Source organism: Thermococcus henrietii (assembly GCF_900198835.1).
GTDB lineage: Archaea > Methanobacteriota_B > Thermococci > Thermococcales > Thermococcaceae > Thermococcus > Thermococcus henrietii.
Genome location: NZ_LT900021.1, coordinates 589,726 through 607,784, shown reverse-complemented (window position 1 = coordinate 607,784; position 18,059 = coordinate 589,726). Strand labels below are relative to the sequence as shown.

The 18,059-nt window shown below is 59.4% G+C and carries 16 protein-coding genes, 1 tRNA gene and 1 rRNA gene; 6 read left to right on the top strand and 12 right to left on the bottom strand.

The window, feature by feature from the left end:
• Nucleotides 1-18: 18 nt before the first annotated feature.
• Nucleotides 19-1,173, bottom strand: a complete 1,155-nt coding sequence (locus CS910_RS03385) for a pyridoxal-phosphate-dependent aminotransferase family protein (RefSeq protein WP_099209736.1) — start codon at nucleotides 1,171-1,173, stop codon at nucleotides 19-21.
• 162 nt (nucleotides 1,174-1,335) lie between these two features.
• On the opposite strand from CS910_RS03385, the gene CS910_RS03380 reads away from it, so the two are divergent.
• The 4 genes from CS910_RS03380 to CS910_RS03365 all read left to right on the top strand — a co-directional run bounded on the left by CS910_RS03380 (nucleotide 1,336) and on the right by CS910_RS03365 (nucleotide 4,869).
• Nucleotides 1,336-2,496: an MFS transporter gene (locus CS910_RS03380; RefSeq protein WP_099209735.1), complete on the top strand. Its 1,161-nt coding sequence runs from the start codon at nucleotides 1,336-1,338 to the stop codon at nucleotides 2,494-2,496.
• A 72-nt stretch (nucleotides 2,497-2,568) separates the two neighbouring features.
• Nucleotides 2,569-3,117 carry a 50S ribosomal protein L16 gene (locus tag CS910_RS03375; protein ID WP_099209734.1) on the top strand — a complete coding sequence of 183 codons (549 nt, stop codon included), beginning with the start codon at nucleotides 2,569-2,571 and terminating at the stop codon, nucleotides 3,115-3,117.
• A 53-nt stretch (nucleotides 3,118-3,170) separates the two neighbouring features.
• A complete protein-coding gene (locus CS910_RS03370) occupies nucleotides 3,171-3,683 on the top strand; it encodes a hypothetical protein (protein ID WP_145955347.1) in 513 nt (170 codons plus the stop codon).
• Nucleotides 3,684-3,726: 43 nt separating this feature from the next.
• Nucleotides 3,727-4,869 (top strand): RNA ligase, encoded by a 1,143-nt coding sequence (locus CS910_RS03365; protein WP_099209732.1) that lies wholly within the window; start codon nucleotides 3,727-3,729, stop codon nucleotides 4,867-4,869.
• 172 nt (nucleotides 4,870-5,041) lie between these two features.
• Here CS910_RS03365 and CS910_RS03360 read toward each other — a convergent pair.
• The 11 genes from CS910_RS03360 to CS910_RS03310 all read right to left on the bottom strand — a co-directional run bounded on the left by CS910_RS03360 (nucleotide 5,042) and on the right by CS910_RS03310 (nucleotide 16,024).
• Nucleotides 5,042-5,119: transfer RNA gene (locus CS910_RS03360), tRNA-Asp, on the bottom strand.
• Nucleotides 5,120-5,129: 10 nt separating this feature from the next.
• Nucleotides 5,130-5,251: ribosomal RNA gene (rrf, locus tag CS910_RS03355) — 5S ribosomal RNA — on the bottom strand.
• Between the two features lie 25 nt (nucleotides 5,252-5,276).
• Nucleotides 5,277-6,941: a dihydroxy-acid dehydratase gene (gene ilvD, locus CS910_RS03350; protein ID WP_099209731.1), complete on the bottom strand. Its 1,665-nt coding sequence runs from the start codon at nucleotides 6,939-6,941 to the stop codon at nucleotides 5,277-5,279.
• Entirely contained in the window at nucleotides 6,910-8,505 is a 1,596-nt protein-coding gene (cimA, locus tag CS910_RS03345) for a citramalate synthase (protein WP_099209730.1), read from the bottom strand. The genes ilvD and cimA overlap by 32 nt, the downstream gene beginning before the upstream one ends.
• Nucleotides 8,502-9,548: a 3-isopropylmalate dehydrogenase gene (locus CS910_RS03340; protein ID WP_099209729.1), complete on the bottom strand. Its 1,047-nt coding sequence runs from the start codon at nucleotides 9,546-9,548 to the stop codon at nucleotides 8,502-8,504. Before CS910_RS03340 ends, cimA begins: the two co-directional genes overlap by 4 nt.
• Nucleotides 9,545-10,039: a 3-isopropylmalate dehydratase small subunit gene (leuD, locus tag CS910_RS03335; RefSeq protein ID WP_099209728.1), complete on the bottom strand. Its 495-nt coding sequence runs from the start codon at nucleotides 10,037-10,039 to the stop codon at nucleotides 9,545-9,547. The genes CS910_RS03340 and leuD overlap by 4 nt, the downstream gene beginning before the upstream one ends.
• Entirely contained in the window at nucleotides 10,036-11,304 is a 1,269-nt protein-coding gene (leuC, locus tag CS910_RS03330) for a 3-isopropylmalate dehydratase large subunit (RefSeq protein WP_099209727.1), read from the bottom strand. Before leuC ends, leuD begins: the two co-directional genes overlap by 4 nt.
• A 5-nt stretch (nucleotides 11,305-11,309) precedes the next feature.
• Nucleotides 11,310-12,782, bottom strand: a complete 1,473-nt coding sequence (locus CS910_RS03325) for a 2-isopropylmalate synthase (RefSeq protein ID WP_099209726.1) — start codon at nucleotides 12,780-12,782, stop codon at nucleotides 11,310-11,312.
• Between the two features lie 23 nt (nucleotides 12,783-12,805).
• On the bottom strand, nucleotides 12,806-13,795 hold the full coding sequence (gene ilvC, locus CS910_RS03320) for a ketol-acid reductoisomerase (RefSeq protein WP_099209725.1): 990 nt from the start codon (nucleotides 13,793-13,795) through the stop codon (nucleotides 12,806-12,808).
• 10 nt (nucleotides 13,796-13,805) lie between these two features.
• The gene (gene ilvB / locus CS910_RS03315; RefSeq protein ID WP_099209724.1) at nucleotides 13,806-15,491 is read right to left on the bottom strand and encodes a biosynthetic-type acetolactate synthase large subunit; all 1,686 of its coding nucleotides are present in this window, start codon (nucleotides 15,489-15,491) and stop codon (nucleotides 13,806-13,808) included.
• Nucleotides 15,492-15,631: 140 nt separating this feature from the next.
• Nucleotides 15,632-16,024 (bottom strand): hypothetical protein, encoded by a 393-nt coding sequence (locus CS910_RS03310; RefSeq protein ID WP_099209723.1) that lies wholly within the window; start codon nucleotides 16,022-16,024, stop codon nucleotides 15,632-15,634.
• Between the two features lie 314 nt (nucleotides 16,025-16,338).
• On the opposite strand from CS910_RS03310, the gene CS910_RS03300 reads away from it, so the two are divergent.
• Both CS910_RS03300 and scpB read left to right on the top strand, forming a co-directional pair.
• Nucleotides 16,339-17,373 carry a DUF835 domain-containing protein gene (locus CS910_RS03300; RefSeq protein ID WP_099209721.1) on the top strand — a complete coding sequence of 345 codons (1,035 nt, stop codon included), beginning with the start codon at nucleotides 16,339-16,341 and terminating at the stop codon, nucleotides 17,371-17,373.
• A gap of 48 nt (nucleotides 17,374-17,421) precedes the next feature.
• Nucleotides 17,422-18,030: an SMC-Scp complex subunit ScpB gene (gene scpB, locus CS910_RS03295; RefSeq protein ID WP_099209720.1), complete on the top strand. Its 609-nt coding sequence runs from the start codon at nucleotides 17,422-17,424 to the stop codon at nucleotides 18,028-18,030.
• The last annotated feature ends 29 nt before the right edge of the window (nucleotides 18,031-18,059 follow it).

Here is an 18,059-nt window from a genome sequence, read left to right as displayed (position 1 = left end):
GTTAAAAAGAAGGGAGAATCAGGCCTTAAGCTTTTCTATGACCTCCCTGAGGTTGTCGAGCATCTCGCGGATGTCATCGAAGGTCATGTAGCCCATGTTGCCTATGCGGAAAGTCTTCTCCGCCACGCTTCCGTAGCCCTTGGCGAGCTCAAAGCCCCTCTCGCGCATGGCGTTGTAAACGTCAACTCCCTTCATTCCCTCGGGGACGACGACCGCTGTAATAGTCGGGCTCTCGTAGCCGGGCTCAGCCAAAATACCGAGACCCATCTCCTTGACGCCCTCGCGTATCATCTCGCTCCTCTTCCTGTACATGTCGAGCCATTCCTTCTTTCCGCCCATCTTCTCGATTATCCTGAGAACGACGTTGAGGCCGAATATCTGCGGGAGCGGTGGGGTTGACGGCGTTCCCTTCTTCTTCTCGTTGAACTTCTTGTAGAGCGGTAGGTCGAAGTACCAGCCACGCTCGGGCATCTTCTCGGCTATCTCAAAAACGCGCTCGCTCACAGCCGCAACCGCGAGTCCCGGCGGGACGCCGAAGGCCTTCTGACTGCTCGCGAAGACGAGGTCGATGCCCCACTCGTCGAACTTTATTTCAGCTCCGCCCATTGCCGAGACGGCGTCAACGAAGAGGAGCTTGTCGTGCTCGTGGACGACTTTGGCCAGCTCGGGGAGCGGGTTGAGAACACCGGTCGAGGTCTCGTTGTAGGTTATTGTGACCGCGTGGACGTCGGGGTTCTTCCTGAGGGCGTCGTCCAGCTCCTCGGGCTTTATCGCGTAGCCGGGTTCCTTCTCGAGGATTACCGCCTTCCTTCCGTTGGCCTCGACGACGTCCGCGAAGCGCTTTCCGAAGGCGCCGATGATTGTGACGAGGACCTTCCCACCGCGCGGGACGGTGTTTCTGACGGCCGACTCCATGAAGCCGGTTCCCGAGCTCGGGAAGAGAATTATCTCGCCCTTGTCGGCCTCAAGGAACTTCTTGAGCCTCTCGAGGGTGTCAACGTGAACGGCCTTCGCCTCGGCCGAGCGGTGGCTGAACATCTGCACGCTCATTATCGCGAGAACCTCGGGGAAGCAGGCGACCGGTCCGGCGGTAAAGAGCTTGTACTTCGGCTTCACCATCTCGTAGACTTCCCTGTAAGCGTCCTCATACTCCATGTCGAAACGGAGCTCCATTCCAATCACCTCGAAGCGTGTTGATGGAAGACGGTAAAAAGTCTTCGCTCGGCCATTGGCGGAAAAATCTGAAACTAAACGCACCCATCGGTTCGGCTTTCGAAAAACTTTCGGGGGCCAAATCCTTTTAAGTCAAGTGCGTAACGTTCAGAAGGTGGTCTGATGGAGCGCAGAAGACTCGCCGGGATTCTGCTCCTCATCGCCTCGGCCTTCACGGGAACGATTGCATTTCGCCTCGCAACCCCCGCCATAGCCTTCTACACGCGAGACATTCTAAGGGCGAGCATGTTCGCGGTTTCCCTCGTCTCGATGTCCTTTGTGCTTGCGAGGGCCTTCTCGTCCGTCCTCGGCGGTCTCGTCCTTGAGCGGGGCAAGAAACTCGTCTACCTCGGAGCGATAGCGATGATGGGGAACGCGGTAGCCGTCCAGCTCTACCCACTCACGTTGAGCTGGCTTCAGGTCGTTGGAATAAAGCTCCTCAACGGCTTCCTTAACGGGATAAGCTGGCCGATGGCCCAGTTCGTTTTAGCTGTAACGACGCCGAAGGAGATAAGGGCGCGCGTTACCGCGGTTTACTTCTTCTTCGGGAGTACAGCGTCTCTCCTTGGCAACTACGTCTACGCCTACACGGTTGGGCTCGGTTTGGCCGGTCAGATGTGGATTTCCTCAGCGTTCTTCGTCCTGACCGGCCTTATAATGCTCCTCAGCTATTACCTCCTCTTCGACCTGATAACGCCGAGGAAGAAGAAAACGCCGGACGGCGAGAGACCGAGCCTGAACCCGAAGAGGGTTCTAACGATTGCCTCGCTGATGGCGGTTATAGTGGCCTTCACCTCGGGCGAGATAACCTACGTCTACGTCTCGGAGGCTTTGGGACTGAGCAAGGAGAGAACCGCCGTTCTGCTCGGCTGGACCGGGTTCCTCTCGGCGTTGCTCAGCTACTTCGTCTCGTGGCTCGCCGATGTAAGGAGCGAAGCCAAGATGGTGAAGCTCACCGCCCTTCTCGCGGGAATCTCGCCGATTTTAGCTTCGATAAAGACCGCGCCGACAGTTTTCCTTGGGATTTTTCTGGCCCTCTTCGCGTTCCAGAGCTTCAGGCCGATTTCGCGGAAGGTTTTAGCTTCCTACCACCGCTCCTCGCTCGCGATAGGCGGTGTGAACGCGGTTCAAAACCTCTCGACCTTCATCGGCGGAATGCTCTTCGGCTTGGCTTACTCGCTCGGGGAGGTCCACTTTGGACTGACCCTGAACATCGCGCTCCTGACCTTCCTGCCCTTTTCGCTCGGACTGATAATCGAGGGAACGAGGGTGAAAGATGGGTGAAAGTCCAAAACTTTTATAAGGGGCTCAAACGGCTTAAGTTCAGACCGGTTACGCTCATTTGGAGGTGAGATTATGGGACTTAGACCAGCGAAGATTGATAGGGACGTTGACAAGCCCGCTTACACGAGGAGGGAATACATACGCGGTGCCCCCGGACCGAGGATAACGATATTCGACATGGGCAACCTCTCGGCCGAGTTCCAGTACGAGGTTAGCCTTCACGCGGAGCAGGCGATGCAGATAAGGCAGAACGCCCTTGAGGCCATTCGTATTCAGGTCAACAGGTACCTCCAGAAGAACGTCGGTAGGAGCAACTACCACTTCAAGATTCGCGTTTACCCGTTCCAGGTGCTCCGCGAGAACCCGATGGCTACCGGAAGGAAGGCCGACCGTTACGGAAACGGTATGCGCAGGCCCTTTGGAAAGCCCATCGGACTTGCCGCCCGCGTCAGGAAGGACCAGAAGATACTCACCGTCTGGGTCAACGAGAACCACCTCAAGTTCGCACTGGCGGCCATGAGGAGGGCCAAGATGAAGCTCCCCTACAGCGCCTACTACAGGATTTACGACAGGGAAGGCAACGACGTCACCACCAAGGTTCTCTCCACGATGAAGCGCTGACCCTTTCTTTCATTCCAACACGTTTTTACGCACTTCGTCCTAATGTACCATTAGTGATTGCTATGGAGCGAGTCGAAGCGCTCCTCGTTGTGGTAGGACTGCTGGCGCTGTCGGTTCTCGGCTACGCCATGACGTACAACTCCCAGCCCCGGGCTCAACCAATCCCTCCGGGCTTCGGGAACTTCAACGCCAAACTTATTCACCTGAACGCCACCAGCGTTCACCTCAGTGTCGGCCAGTCGCTCACGGTCAAAGGAGAACTCGTGGGTGGACACTACAGAATCAACGGGGAGGAATACCCCTACTACGGCAGGGTCTCGCTGATAGTCTACGAGGGACCTGCCAGGGACAGTCCCCAGTGGATAACCCTTGAACCTCACCTCACCGCGCCGGAGGGGGTAGCCGTCAGCGTCCTGCCCGAGGAGTTCTACCTTCAGCCGAACGGAAGGGAGAACATCAGCGTGAGCATCACCCCGCGGAGAAGCGGGACGTTCCACCTCTACGTCGTCGCGGTCTCTGACCAGGGCTGGCGTGCATGGGTCGAGCTGAACGTCACGGCGGGATGACAACGTTATTTAACCCCAGCGCCCAATGTACTACGGTGAGAGGATGGTCAGCTCGGGGTTTCGAAACCTTCTCCTGAAGCTCGGCCTGCCGGAGGAGAGACTTGAGGTTCTTGAAGGCAAGGGTGGGATAGAGGAGGATACCTTCGAGGGAATCCGCTACGTCCGCTTCCGCGATTCGGCGAGGGGCTTCAGGAGGGGAACGGCCGTTTTTGAGGACGGGACAGTCGTTTTAGGATTTCCGCACATAAAGCGAATCGTCCAGCTCGAGAACGGTGTAAGGAGGATATTCAAGGGCAAACCCTTCTACGTCGAGGAGAAGGTTGACGGCTACAACGTCCGCGTCGTCAAAGTCAAGGACAGGATTTTAGCGCTCACCCGGGGCGGTTTCGTCTGCCCCTTCACGACCGAGAGGATTCTTGACTTCATCAACGAGGAGTTCTTCAGGGATTATCCCAACCTCATTCTCGTCGGCGAGATGGCCGGGCCAGAGAGTCCGTATCTGGTCGAGGGGCCACCCTACGTTAAGGAAGACATACAGTTCTTCCTGTTCGACATCCAGGAGAAGGGAACCGGCAGGAGCATTCCGGCAGAGGAGAGGTATAAACTCGCCGAGGAGTACGGGATTCCGCAGGTTGGGGTCTTCGGCCTCTACGACCGCTCAAGAATCGACGAACTGAGGGAGCTTGTTGATAGGCTCAGCGAGGAGAAGCGGGAAGGCGTCGTCATGAAGACGCCGGACATGAAGAGAATAGCGAAGTACGTGACGCCCTACGCGAACATCAACGACATAAGGATAGGCTCCAGAATCTTCTTCGACTTGCCCGGTGGCTACTTCATGGGAAGAATAAGCCGGCTCGCCTTCTACATAGCCGAGCGGAGGGTTAGGGGCGAGGACTTTGAGAACTACGCGAAGGCCCTCGGCGAGGCCCTCCTAAAGCCCCTCGTTGAGAGCATCGAAGAGGTATCGCAGGGCCACGACGTCGAGGAGACCTTCAGGGTGAGGGTGAAGAACGTGAGCACCGCCCACAGAATGGTGAGCCACTTCGAGAGGCTCGGCCTTAAAATTCACATCGAGGACATAGAGGACTTGGGGAACGGCTACTGGAGGATAACCTTCAAGAGGCTCTACCCCGACGCGACACGCGAGATAAGGGAGCTGTGGAACGGTTTGGCCTTCGTGGACTGAGCTTTTTCCCATTTTCCCACGCTCTGGAGGGGCGTGAAAGACTCGAACCCTTTTGGAGGGGTTCTTAGAGGAATCTATCCCCAAAAGAGAGACTCACAAAGGAATCCACTCAAAAACTGTCCTTCAAAAAAGCATGCTCACTTTGGTGAAACGTTTCCGGGAAAAGGTTCTTTGGCGCCCGGGCCGGGATTTGAACCCGGGTCACGGGAGTGACAGTCCCGTATGATGGGCCGGGCTACACCACCCGGGCGCGTGATAGTGGCCGGCGGCGTTCCCGGTTTCCCGCCCCCTCTCGGAGGGCAGTACACCCGGGAACGCAGGCGGGCTTAACTTCCGGGGTCGAAACGAGACCGGGTGTAACCCCGCCGCTATGGCCGCCGTGCCGATTCATACCTGTCGTGGCGGGTTTATAAATTTTGCGGTCTGAGCACCGCACCCTCGCTGGCCGGCCCCACAATCCTCGCGTACCTCGCGAGGTAGCCCGTTAGGACTTTCTCCTTCGGTCTCCACCTCTTCCTCCTTTCCTCGAGCTCCTCCTCCGGCACGAGGAGGTCTATCCTCTTCGCTTTGACGTCAATCCTTATCCTGTCCCCGTCCTCCACGAGGGCTATCGGGCCGCCGTCGGCCGCCTCCGGACAGACGTGGCCCACCGAGAGGCCCCTCGTGGCGCCGGAGAAGCGGCCGTCCGTGACGAGGGCGACGTCCTTATCGAGCCCCATGCCGGCTATGGCGGACGTTGGGGTCAGCATCTCCCTCATTCCCGGGCCGCCTTTGGGCCCCTCGTAGCGGATTACCACGACGTCGCCCCTCTCTATCCCCCCGGTGAGTATCGCCTTTGTGGCCTCTTCCTCGCTCTCGAAGACCTTCGCGGTGCCCTCGAAGCTCTCCACACCCGAGACGGCCGAGACCTTTAGAACGGCCCCCTCCGGGGCGAGCGTTCCACGGAGTATCATCAGGCCCCCACGCCTGGAGTATGGCTCCTCCACAGGCCTTATCACCTCGGGCCTCGACACGAAGGCATCCTTGAGGAGCTCGCCGACGGTCTTCATCGCCACCGTAAGCCTCTCCTCGTGGATGAGGCCGAGCTCCGAGAGGCGCTTCATGACGCCGAGGACTCCGCCGGCCTCGTAGAGGTCGAGGACGTAGTGGTCTCCGGAGGGGCTCAGCTTGACGAGGTTTGGAGTTACCTCGCTTATCCTGTCGAAGTCGTCGAGGCTCAGGTCAACCCCGGCCTCCCTCGCTATCGCCATGAGGTGGAGCACCGTGTTGGTCGAGCCCCCGAGGGCCATGTCCACCGCTATCGCGTCCTCAAAGGCCTCCTTCGTGAGTATCCTGCTCGGCCTGACGTCGTTCTTCACGAGCTCCATCACCGCCATCCCTGTCCTCTTCGCTATCCTCCGCCTGTGGGCGTAAACTGCCGGAGCCGTCCCGTTCCACGGCAGGGAGACGCCGAGGGCCTCGCTTAGGGCGTTCATGGTGTTGGCCGTGAACATGCCGGCGCAGGAGCCGCAGCCGGGACTCGCGAGCTCCTCGAGAAGGTGAAGCTCGGCCTCGCTCATCTTTCCCGCCTTCACTGCCCCGACGGCCTCGAAGACCGTTTTTATGTCCACGTACTGGCCTTTGTATCTGCCCGGCAGCATCGCACCGCCGGAGACGAAGACTGCCGGAATGTCGAGGCGCGCCATGGCCATGAGCATCCCAGGGATTATCTTGTCGCAGGAGGCAACGAGGACGAGGCCGTCGAAGTTGTAGGCTCTGGCCATCGTCTCAACAGTGTCCGCTATGAGCTCCCTTGAGGGGAGCGAGTACTTCATGCCGGAGTGGTTCATGGCTATGCCGTCGCAGATTCCCATCACGCCGAACTCCAGGGGTGTTCCCCCCGCCATCCTGACGCCGGCCTTCACGGCCTCCGTTATCTCCCTGAGGTGTATGTGTCCAGGGATGACCTCGTTGAAGGAGTTCGCCATGCCTATGAGCGGTCTCTCCAGTTCCTCATCCGTAAGCCCCATGGCCTTGAAGAGGGACCTGTGCGGTGCCCTCTCAACTCCCCGCTTTACCACATCGCTTCTCATTCCCATCACACTCCTTCATAAGCCAGTACTCCATGCCGTCGGTTATCGCCTTCAGGCTCGCCTCGATTATGTTCGTCGAGGCTCCAACCGTTCCCCAGCTCTTCATTCCGTCCCCGGTGCGGATGAGGACGCGGACCTTCGCCGCCGTGCCCTTCTCGCTCCCGAGGACGCGGACCTTGTAGTCAACCAGCTCTATCTCCCTCAGTTCGGGATAGAACTCCGTCAGGGCCCTCCTAAGGGCCAGGTCTAAGGCGTTTACCGGACCGTTGCCCTCGGCAACGGTGTGAACCCTTTCGTCCCCGACCCTCACCACGACGGTTGCCTCGGAGATGGGGCTCCCCCCGGGGAGTATCTCCGTTATAATCCTCGCGCGCTCGAGCTCGAAGAAGGGCCTGTAGTTACCGCGCACCTTCTCTATCAGCAGCTCAAGGGACGCCTCGGCCGCCTCGAAGTGGTACCCCCTGAACTCGAGCTCCTTTATAAGCCTGACAACCTCGGGGAGGGCTGGGTCGTTCTCGTCGAGCTCAATGCCGAGCTCCCTGGCCTTGTAGATGAGGTTGCTCCTCCCGGAGAGCTCCGAAACGACAACCTTCCTCCTGTTGCCGACTAGCTCGGGGTTTATGTGCTCGTACGTCTCGGGGTTCTTAAGCACAGCTGAAACGTGGACGCCGCCCTTGTGGGCGAAGGCGCTCTCCCCGACGTAGGGCTGGTTCCTCGGGATCTCCATGTTCGCCAGCTCGGCGACGAAGTGGGCCAGTTCCTTCAGCCTCCTCAGCCTCTCCTCTCCAACGGCCTCGACGCCGTACTTGAGCTCGAGGGCAGGGATTATCGAGACGAGGTTCGCGTTGCCACAGCGCTCCCCCATGCCGTTTACCGTCCCCTGTATCTGAACGGCCCCGGCCTCGAAGGCGGTGAGCGAGTTCGCGACGGCGAGCTCCGAGTCGTTGTGGGCGTGTATGCCGAGGGGGGCCTTCACCACCTCCTTAACGAGCTCAAAGCCGTGCCTTATCCACGAGGGGAGCGAGCCGCCGTTGGTATCAGCCAGGATGATTCTCTCGGCCCCCGCCTCGTCCGCAGCTTTCACCGTCGCCAGTGCGTACTCCTCGTTGGCCCTGAGGCCGTCGAAGAAGTGCTCCGCGTCGTAGAAAACGCGCATGCCGTGCTCCCGGAGGTACTCGATTGAGTCCGCTATCATCTCGAGGTTGTTCTCGAGGGTCGTCCTCAGGGCGTCCCTGACGTGCAGGTCCCAGCTCTTGCCGAATATCGTCGCAATCTCTGCCCCGGAGTCGACGAGGGCGTTGAGGTTCAGATCGTCCTCTGGCCTGAGCCTCGGCCGCCTCGTGCTTCCAAATGCCGCTATCCTCGCGTTCTCAAGGCTCAAATCTCCAACGGCCCGGAAGTACTCGATGTCCTTCGGGTTCGAGCCGGGCCAGCCGCCCTCTATGTAGTGGATCCCGAACTCGTCGAGCTTCTCCGTTATCCTGAGCTTGTCCTCCAGCGAGAAGCTTATTCCCTCCATCTGAGAGCCGTCCCTCAGCGTCGTGTCGTAGAGCTCAACCCTCATACAACCACCTCGAGGGCCTCCACGACGGCATCACCCACCTGGGAGGTGCTCAGGTTTCCACCGAGGTCCGGCGTTACCCTGTTCTCCGCTATGACTTTCTCAACGGCCTTCTCTACTGCGTTCGCGGCATCCCCCAGGCCGAGGTGCTCGAGCATCAGCGATGCCGTTAGGATCGCCGCGAGCGGGTTGGCTATCCCCTTCCCGGCTATGTCGGGAGCCGAGCCATGAACCGGCTCGAACATTCCCGTCCCCTCTGGGTTGACGTTGGCCGAGGCGGCCAGTCCGAGTCCGCCGACTATCTCCGCACCGAGGTCCGTCAGGATGTCCCCGAACATGTTTGGTGTGACGACTACCTCAAAGACCTCCGGGGAGCGGACCATCTTCATCGCCATGGCATCGACGTAGTAGTGATCGGTCTCGATGTCAGCGTACTCCCTCGAGACCTCCGCAAAGACCCTCTCCCAGAGGTCGTGGGCGTACGTGAGGACGTTGGCCTTGTCCACGAGCGTGACCTTCTTCCGGCCCGTCTTCACCGCGTACTCGAAGGCGAACCTTATCGCCCTCTCGACGCCGTGGCGCGTGTTTATCATCTCCTGCACGGCAACTTCGTTCGGCGTCCCCTTCCTGAGGAAGCCGCCGGAGCCGGCGTAGAGGCCCTCGGTGTTCTCCCTGACGAAGACCATGTCTATCCTCTCCTTCCCCTTCAGCGGCGTCAGCCTCGGGTGGTAGAGCTTCACGGGCCTGAGGTTCACGTAGAGGTCGAGGGAGAAGCGGAGCCTCAGGAGTATTCCGTGCTCGAGGACGCCGGGTTTGACGCGGGGGTCGCCTATCGCGCCGAAGTAGATGGCATCGAACCTGCCGAGCTCCTCGACCGCCCAGTCCGGGAGCGTCTCGCCGGTTTTGAGGTAGTGCTCGGCGCCGAAGGGAAACTCCTCGAAGTCAAACGACACGTTGAACAGCTCCTCGACCTTCCCGAGGACCTTGAGGCCCTCCGCGACAACCTCCTTTCCAATCCCGTCGCCCGGAACGACCGCTATCCTCATTTCGCAAGCCTCCTCTTCGTGTACTCCACGAGGCCGCCCGCGCTTATTATCTCCATCACGAAGTCCGGGAACGGGTTCGCGCGGTAGACCTCGTTCTTCGTCAGGTTCCTTATCTCGCCGGTCGAGAAGTCCACCTCGAGCTCGTCGCCGGTCTCTATCGCATCAACTGCCTCGGGCGCCTCGAGTATCGGCAGGCCGATGTTGATGGCGTTGCGGTAGAAGATGCGCGCGAAGCTCTTCGCTATCACGCAGGAAACACCAGCCGCCTTTATGGCGAGCGGGGCGTGCTCCCTCGAGCTCCCGGAGCCGAAGTTCTCCCCGGCAACTATCATGTCCCCCGGCTTCATCCTGAACCTGAACTCGGGGTCGAGGTCCTCGAGAACGTGCTTCGCCAGCTCGGCCGGCTCGGACGTGTTGAGGTAGCGCGCAGGGATTATGACGTCCGTGTCGACGTGGTCGCCGTACTTCCACGCCCTCCCGCGAACCTTCATTTTACCACCTCCTCGGGAGAGGCTATCCTTCCGAGAACGGCAGAGGCAGCGGCAACGTAGGGGTTGGCCAGGTAAACCTCGCTCTCCGGGTGCCCCATCCTGCCGACGAAGTTCCTGTTGGAGGTCGAGACTGCCCTCTCCCCGCTCGCAAGGATCCCCATGTGGCCGCCGAGGCACGGCCCGCAGGTCGGCGGCCCTATTACAGCCCCGGCCTCGTGGAAGACCTCGAGGAGGCCCTCCTTCATCGCTCTGAGGTAGACGCTCCTCGAGCACGGAATCACGATGAGCCTGACCCACTCGGCCACCCTCTGCCCCTCGAGGACCTCAGCCGCCATCTTCAAATCCTCGTAGCGGCCGTTCGTGCACGAGCCTATGAAGACCTGGTCGATTTTGATGTTCATCTTTGAGGCCCTGCTGACCGGCACGGTGTTCTCGGGCAGGTGGGGAAATGCCGCCAGCGGCTCAAGCTCCGTGACGTCGTACTCTATGACCTTCGCGTACTTCGCGTCCTCGTCGCCCTTCACCGGCTCGAAGTCCCTCTGGGCGCGCTCCTTCACGTAGTCGAGCGTCTTTTTGTCGGGCTCTATCAGGCCGGTCTTCGCCCCGGCCTCAATCGCCATGTTTGCCATCGTCATCCTCCCCTCCACGGAGAGCCCCTCGATGACCTCTCCGCTGAACTCCATGGCCTTGTAGAGCGCCCCGTTCACACCTATGTCTCCTATCGTGTGGAGGATCAGGTCCTTCCCCGTGATCCACCGGCCGGGCTCGCCCGTGTAGACGAACTTAACCGTCTCCGGTACGCGGAACCACGCCTCGCCGGTGGCCATCGCAACCGCCAGATCCGTGCTCCCCACTCCCGTGGCGAAGGCGCCCAGCGCCCCGTAGGTGCAGGTGTGAGAATCGGCGCCGATTATCAGCTCCCCTGGGAGGACGAGGCCGAGCTCCGGCAGGAGGCAGTGCTCGACGCCGACGTTTCCCCCCTCGAAGAACCACTTTATCCCCTGCTCCCTGGCGAACTCACGGGAGAACTTGCACTGCTCCGCGGCCTTTATGTCCTTGTTCGGGGTGAAGTGGTCGAGCACTATCGCTATCCTCTCCGGGTCGAAGACCCTGTCGGAGAGCTCCCTGAACTTCTTTATGGCGAGCGGCGCCGTCACGTCGTTCCCGAGCATGAAGTCGAGCTTCGCCATGACAATTTCCCCGGGCTTTACCTCCTCCCTTCCGGCGTGCTTGGCGAGTATCTTTTCAGCCATAGTCATTCCCATTCGCATCACCTCGTTACGGCGTTGAGGTAAGCCTGAGCGCTCGCCTCGAGGATGTCCGTGCTGAGGCCGCGCCCGACGAGCACCTTTCCGTCCTTCTCGACCCTGACGAGGACCTCCCCGAGCGCATCCCTCCCCGAGCCGACCGAACTAACGCGGTACTCCACGAGCCTGGCATCTATTCCAAGGACGCGGTTTATGGCCGAGAAGAGGGCATCGACAGGCCCGTTGAAGGAGTGTGACACCTCGACCCGCTCCCCGCCGTCGAGAACCTTCACAGCGGCCGTTGAGAGGCCCTTGGTGGCCGTCACGTGCACCATCTCGACGCGGTACGTTGGCTCCTCGAGCTCGTACAGCAGCGCCTCAATGTCGAGCTCGGTTAGGCTCTTCTTCCTGTCGGCTATCTCCTTGAACCTCGCGAAGGCCCGATCAAGCTCCTCCTCGCTCAGCTCGTAGCCGAGCTCCCTCAGCTTCTCCCTGAAGGCGTGTCTGCCGGAGTGCTTGCCCAAAACTATCCTGCTGCCGGAGAAGCCGAGCCTCTTCGGGTCTATTATCTCGTAGGTCGTCCTCTCCTTGAGGACGCCATCCTGATGGATTCCCGACTCGTGGGCGAACGCGTTGGCCCCGACGACCGCCTTGTTCGGAGGCACCTCTATCCCGGTCAGGTGGGCGACGAGCCGGCTCGTCCTCGCTATCTCGGAGAGGTTTATCCCGGTCTCCGCTTTGTAAAAGTCCCTCCTCGTGTCGAGGGCAACCACGACCTCCTCCAGAGCGGCGTTCCCGGCCCTCTCACCTATCCCGTTTACGGTCACCTCCACCTGCTCGGCCCCGGCCCTTACCGCTGAGAGCGAGTTTGCAACCGCTAAACCGAGGTCGTCGTGGCAGTGGACGCTTATCTTGACGCCCCTCAGGCTCAGGTTCTTCTTGAGGTGCTTTATCAGCCCGTAGAACTCCTCGGGGGTGGTGTAGCCGACCGTGTCGGGGACGTTTATCACCGTCGCACCGGCATCTATGACGGCCTCGTAAACCTCCACGAGGAAGTCCGGGTCGCTCCTCGTCGCGTCTTCGGCCGAGAACTCCACCTCGTCGGCGAGCTGGGAGGCCAGCTCCACGGCTTTAACGGCCAGTTTCTTAACCTCCTCCGGGCTCTTGCGGAGCTTGTACTTCATGTGAACCGGGGAGGTCGCTATGAAGGTGTGAATCCTCGAGCGCTCCGCGTTTGAGAGTGCCTCGCCGGCCTTCCGTATGTCGCCCTCAACGGCCCGCGCGAGGGCCGCTATGACGGGGCCTGTGACGGTCTCCGCTATCCTCCTGACGGCCTCGAACTCTCCCGGCGACGCGACCGGAAAGCCGGCCTCGATTACATCGACGTTGAGCCTCGCGAGCTGCTTCGCTATCTCCACCTTCTCCTCAACGGTCAAACTCACGCCCGGCGTCTGCTCGCCGTCCCTGAGCGTCGTGTCGAAAACGTCCACCTTCATTGCCCCACCTCCAAAAAAGGAAGTCAGGGCTCGAGGCCCGACATCTTCCTTATGAACCGTCCGACCCTCTCAATCTCGTGCTCCTCAATCGGCTTCATCAGCTCCGCAAGGACCTCCCGGGCGTTGTCCGCCTTGGCTATCCACTCCCTTGCGAATTCGCCGCTCCTGACCCTCTCGGCGTAGCGCCTCATGTTCTCCTTGACGTGCTCGTCTATCACCTTCGGGCCGACCGTCAGCCCGCCGTACTTCGCCGTGTCGGAGACGGCCCTCAGCATTCCCGTGAAGCCCTTCTCGTAGATGAGATCCATTATGAGCTTCGCCTCGTTGCAGGCCTCGAAGTAGGCCAGCTCCGGCGGGTAGCCGAGCTCCACAAGGACCTCAAAGCCCTTCTTGATGAGCTCGATTAGGCCGCCGACGAGGACGAGCTGCTCCCCGATGAGGTCGCTCTCGGTCTCGTCCTTGAAGGTCGTCTCTATGACGCCCGCCCTAGTCGAGCCTATGGCCTTGGCCATCGCGAGGGCCAGCTCTTTGGCCTTTCCCGTGTAGTCCTGGTAGACCGCTATGAGGGACGGAACGCCGAAGCCCTCCAGGTAGACCTCTCTGACGCGCCTCCCGGGGCTCTTGGGAGCCACCATCACGACGTCAACGTACTCGGGCGGGACTATCTGCTTGAAGTGGATGTTGAAGCCGTGTGAGAACCCGAGGGCCTGTCCCTCCCTGAGGTACGGCTCTATCTGCTTTCTGTAAACTTCGGGCTGAACCAGATCCGGGATGAGAATGTGCACGACGTCGGCCTTCTTGACGGCCTCCTCTATGGGATAGACCTCGAAGCCGTCCTTTTCGGCCCTCTTCCACGAGCTCCCGTTCGGCCTGAGGCCGAGGATCACGTGCACCCCCGAATCCCTCATGTTCTTCGCCTGCGCCTCTCCCTGGTTGCCGTAGCCTATGACGGCAACCGTCTTGTCCTTCAAAACGTCCATGCTTACCTCATCGTCGTAGTACACCTTCACCATTTTCACCACCTCAATACCTCGTTACGACCTTCGTTATGTGCTCCCCCGGCGGAACCATCGGCAGAACGTCGTCCTCCGGGTGGATAGGAACGTCGATCACAGTCGGGACGTCCGAGCTCATGCCCTCCCTCACGGCTTTGATCAGCTCGTCCATCGTCTCGGCGCGGAAGCCGTTGGCCCCGTAGACCCTTGCCAGTTTGTCGAAGTCAGGGTTCCGTATGTACGTCCCGACGTAGCGCCTCCTGAAGAACATCCTCTGCCACTGGGCCACCATGCCGAGGGAGGAGTTGTTGAGGATGAGAACTATCACGGGTATCTTCTCGCTCACGGCCGTGGCCAGTTCCCTCTCGGACATCATGAAGCTCCCGTCGCCGGCTATGTCGATGACCACCCTGTCGGGCTTCGCGACCTTGGCCCCTATAGCCGCCGGGAAGCCGAAGCCCATCGTTCCCAGCCCGCCCGACGTAACGAACGTCCGGGGCTTCAGTATCGGGAAGTAGAGGGCAACCCACATCTGGTTCTGGCCGACCTCGGTTGCAACTATCGCATCAGCTGGCAGGAGCTTCCTGAGCTCCCTCAGTATCTCCGGGGGCCTGAGGTAGTTTCCATCGATCTCCGGGATCTCCTCCCGGTAGCGCTCCTTGAACTCCCTGACCTTCCTAAGCCACGGCCAGTCCTCTCTTTTCTGAACGCGTCTCATTATCTCACGCCTTATTGAAGCCAGAACCCGCTTCGCATCACCGATTATCCCGAGGTCAACCTTGACGTTCTTTCCAACCTCCTTCGGGTCTATGTCGATGTGGATTATCTTGGCCTCGGGCGCAAAGTTCTCGAACTCGCTCACCGTCCTGTCGCTCCAGCGCATTCCAACCGCTATTATGAGATCCGTCTCGGGCAGAAGCTTGTTGGCGGCAACCTTACCGTGCATCCCCAGGTTGCCGACGTAGAGCGGGTGGTTCTCCGGAACAGCACCCTTGCCCATGAACGTCGCCATTATTGGAATAAGCAGGTACTCCGCTATCGCGAGAACCTCATCGCCGGCACCGCTGGCAACGACACCTCCGCCGACTATGAAGACCGGTCTCTCAGCGGAGAGGATCATGTCGACGGCCTTCTTAACCTCCTCAGGACAGGCATCGAGCTTCGGTGGGCGGAAGGGAGTGATGAGCTGCTCAACGTCAACGTCAAAGTCCATCTCCGCCTCACCGGTCTGGGCGTCCTTGGGGAAGTCCAGCAGAACCGGCCCCGTCCTCGGCAGAGTCGCTATCCTGAAGGCCATCTTAACGGCCCTGGGAACCTCATCCGGCTTCCGTATCTGGTAGTTCCACTTGGTTATCGACTTCGTGACGCCTATGATGTCGGTCTCCTGGAAGGCCATCTTGCCCACCATGTACGTCGGCACCTGCCCGGTTATGGCAACTATCGGGGAGGAGTCCATGTAGGCCGTCGCTATTCCGGTCACGAGGTTGGTCGCGCCGGGCCCGGAAGTCGTTATGGCGACACCGGGCCTGCCGGAAACCCTCGCGTAGCCGTCCGCCGCGTGCGCCGCCCCCTGCTCGTGGCGCATCGTTATGTGCCTTAGTCCGCTGTCAAGGAACTCGTCGAAGACTGGCATTATGCTTCCCCCGATTATGCCGAAGGTGTTCCTCACACCCTCCCTTTCCAGAGCCCTCACGAGGGCCTTTGCACCGCGCATAGAGACCACCGCAGAAACACCTCCGTTTCCCGGCTTGGCCGGGTTTTCAGAGAATAATAATCCCAATAATGACGGCTATAGCAGAGACCCCGAGAAGAAGGCAGGAAATCGAAAGGTTGGTACGGCGGGGCGTCATTGAGTCAGTACCTCCCCATCATGTTCCTAAGCACTGGGTCGTTCATCAGGCCGTCGCTCACCATCTCGACCATCGAGAAGAGCTCGCACCGGCCAGTTTCCTCGTCGAGGGGCTCGACCTTCAGCACCTCGTCCCTTCCACCGGAGACCCACTTGACGACGACACTCCTCCTCTTGCCGTGCCTGAAGGTCTCGAACAGGGCGACGCCGTAGCCAAACGCCCACCAGTTGGCCTTGAAGTCCACGCTCCAGCCGTGCCTCCTGAGCTCTTCCTCCACGAAACTCTCAACTTCTCTTGGCCCAACTGGCGTTCTGAGAACAACGGTCAGCCAGCCGGGGGAGTTTTCAAGGGCGTTCCAGACGGACCCATCCCAACCGAAACCACCAAAGGGCTTCATGGAGAACACCTCCAGGACTTTTGCGGGCGACAAAAAAAGAGCCGCCACTTCAGAGAATAATGATGAGAATAATGTCTATGGCAATGAGAAGAAGGGGAAGGGCACCATTGAGACCGAGGCGGGTGGTGGTGCCGCTCATTGTTATCGGAATCCCTTCGTACTATTAACTATAAAAACTTTTCGCTTGCGTACAGTGGTGTTTATACAACTAACCTTGTGCATCATACTTAGATAGAGCATAGTTGGACAATACTGAGTAATAATGGGGAAAAAGGTTATAACAGCAACATCTCAAAGATATTAGAGTGGTTGCAATGGGTGTTATGCTGATTGCAGGCCAGCTCTTGAGCCTCTTTGCAAAGGTTGCCGTGGCGGCGTTCCTCTTAAAAGCGTACCTACATTCAGGGAGACGTTCCCCAATTTACCTCGCCATCGCATGGCTTGTGTCAGCGGTCGTCGTACTCATGGACACCCTCGATATGGAAACGCTCGTCGCGGTTTTCTATGCCCTCTTCTCCGCCGTTCTCTTCTACGGCTCCCTGCTGTTCCTAATCGAAGAGGGCCAGGTCTCACTCAAGCGACCCTGGATTTGGGCCCTCCCTCCAATCGTCGGGACCATCTACAGCCTTTTATTGGGTAGCGGCTGGGAGTCACGAGTTGGCGTGTCCTACGGGATTTCGGCATTCTACGTCTTTCTCGCGGGGGTCACTATAGCCTCAGCTGAGGCCGACTTCCCAACGGCGAGAAGGGCTGGAATCGCCTTGGCGCTCTTTGGGCTCCACGAAATGGACTACCCCGTCCTCAGGGACGTTCAGTGGTTCGCGCCAATAGGTTTTGCACTCGGAGCTTTCCTGACGGTACTATCTGCTTACCTAATGGCCAAGATGGTGCTCTCGGAGAGGTTCATTGGGAGCAAACCTGCCGTTGAAGTCAAACCGGGTGTCCGGTTGCTAACGAGGAGGGACTACGAGAGAGTTGTTACCCACCTTAAGGATTATCCCGTCCTCGCGTTTCTAAGGGAGCCAAACACATTTCCTGCTTGGACCGGATACATGCTAACCGCTGTGACGGGAGATATGAGAATCCACCCCACGAACCTCGCGAGGATGAGCGAAATAGTAAGCAGATACCTGCGCGAGGCCTCTGCCCAGGACGTTACGGGGGTTGTTGTCATTGACGGTGTGGAGTTCCTCGTAACCTATAACGGCCTCCAGCCGGTTCTCAAATTCCTCGCGACGCTCCGAGACATGGCACTTGTAAACAGAGCTCTCCTTCTCGTTTTCATAGAAGAAGGAGCCTGGAATCCAAAGGAACTATCCATGCTGAAGCGGATTTTTGCGGGGGAATGACGGAAGTTTAATAACCAACTTCGACAAGACCTCCGACAGGTGTGAACCATGGGACTGTTGGAGGACAAGGCCCTCGTTGAGGCGGCCCTCTTCGTTTCGGGAAGACCGCTCAGCGTCAAGGAACTTTCAAAGGCCCTCGGGATAAAATCCCTAGACTACCTCGAAAAGCTCATCGAGCTCATAGCGGCTGAGTACGTGGAGAGAAAGAGCGCCATAGAGGTCGTCAAGGTTCTGGGCGATAAGTACGTCATGCAGGTCAAGCAGGAGTACAGTCAGAGGGTTATCCACCTCATGCCGAGACCCGACCTGAGGACCGGCGAGCTGAAGACCCTCGCGCTTATAGCTTACCTCCAGCCGATAGAGCAGAGCAAAATCATAAAGCTCCGCGGAAGTCAGGCCTACGAGCACATAAGGAAGCTGACGGAGATGGGTCTAATCTACGCCGAGCCCTACGAGAGGACGAAGCTCCTCGGGACGACCCAGAAGTTCGCGGAGCTCTACGGCTTCCCCGAGAACGACCCGACAATAATCAAAGAGGCCTTCAAGAAGGTCGTCCACGCGGAGTACAGCGACCTCATAGCGAAGCTCGAGGGCAAGGCCGGGGACGAGAATACTGAACCAGAGAGAGACAGCTCCGAAAGCGATGGAACTTCTTGAGCTCCCAGTTATCCTTTTTCTTCGATAGC

Bases quoted from the DNA above. Each gene is read 5' to 3' on its own strand.
- CS910_RS03385 (WP_099209736.1), bottom strand. From the start codon at position 1,173: ATGGAGCTCCGTTTCGACATGGAGTATGAGGACGCTTACAGGGAAGTC.
- CS910_RS03380 (WP_099209735.1), top strand. From the start codon at position 1,336: ATGGAGCGCAGAAGACTCGCCGGGATTCTGCTCCTCATCGCCTCGGCC.
- CS910_RS03375 (WP_099209734.1), top strand. From the start codon at position 2,569: ATGGGACTTAGACCAGCGAAGATTGATAGGGACGTTGACAAGCCCGCT.
- CS910_RS03365 (WP_099209732.1), top strand. From the start codon at position 3,727: ATGGTCAGCTCGGGGTTTCGAAACCTTCTCCTGAAGCTCGGCCTGCCG.
- ilvD (WP_099209731.1), bottom strand. From the start codon at position 6,941: ATGAGAAGCGATGTGGTAAAGCGGGGAGTTGAGAGGGCACCGCACAGG.
- cimA (WP_099209730.1), bottom strand. From the start codon at position 8,505: ATGAGGGTTGAGCTCTACGACACGACGCTGAGGGACGGCTCTCAGATG.
- CS910_RS03340 (WP_099209729.1), bottom strand. From the start codon at position 9,548: ATGAGGATAGCGGTCGTTCCGGGCGACGGGATTGGAAAGGAGGTTGTC.
- leuD (WP_099209728.1), bottom strand. From the start codon at position 10,039: ATGAAGGTTCGCGGGAGGGCGTGGAAGTACGGCGACCACGTCGACACG.
- leuC (WP_099209727.1), bottom strand. From the start codon at position 11,304: ATGGGAATGACTATGGCTGAAAAGATACTCGCCAAGCACGCCGGAAGG.
- CS910_RS03325 (WP_099209726.1), bottom strand. From the start codon at position 12,782: ATGAAGGTGGACGTTTTCGACACGACGCTCAGGGACGGCGAGCAGACG.
- ilvC (WP_099209725.1), bottom strand. From the start codon at position 13,795: ATGGTGAAGGTGTACTACGACGATGAGGTAAGCATGGACGTTTTGAAG.
- ilvB (WP_099209724.1), bottom strand. From the start codon at position 15,491: ATGCGCGGTGCAAAGGCCCTCGTGAGGGCTCTGGAAAGGGAGGGTGTG.
- CS910_RS03310 (WP_099209723.1), bottom strand. From the start codon at position 16,024: ATGAAGCCCTTTGGTGGTTTCGGTTGGGATGGGTCCGTCTGGAACGCC.
- CS910_RS03300 (WP_099209721.1), top strand. From the start codon at position 16,339: ATGGGTGTTATGCTGATTGCAGGCCAGCTCTTGAGCCTCTTTGCAAAG.
- scpB (WP_099209720.1), top strand. From the start codon at position 17,422: ATGGGACTGTTGGAGGACAAGGCCCTCGTTGAGGCGGCCCTCTTCGTT.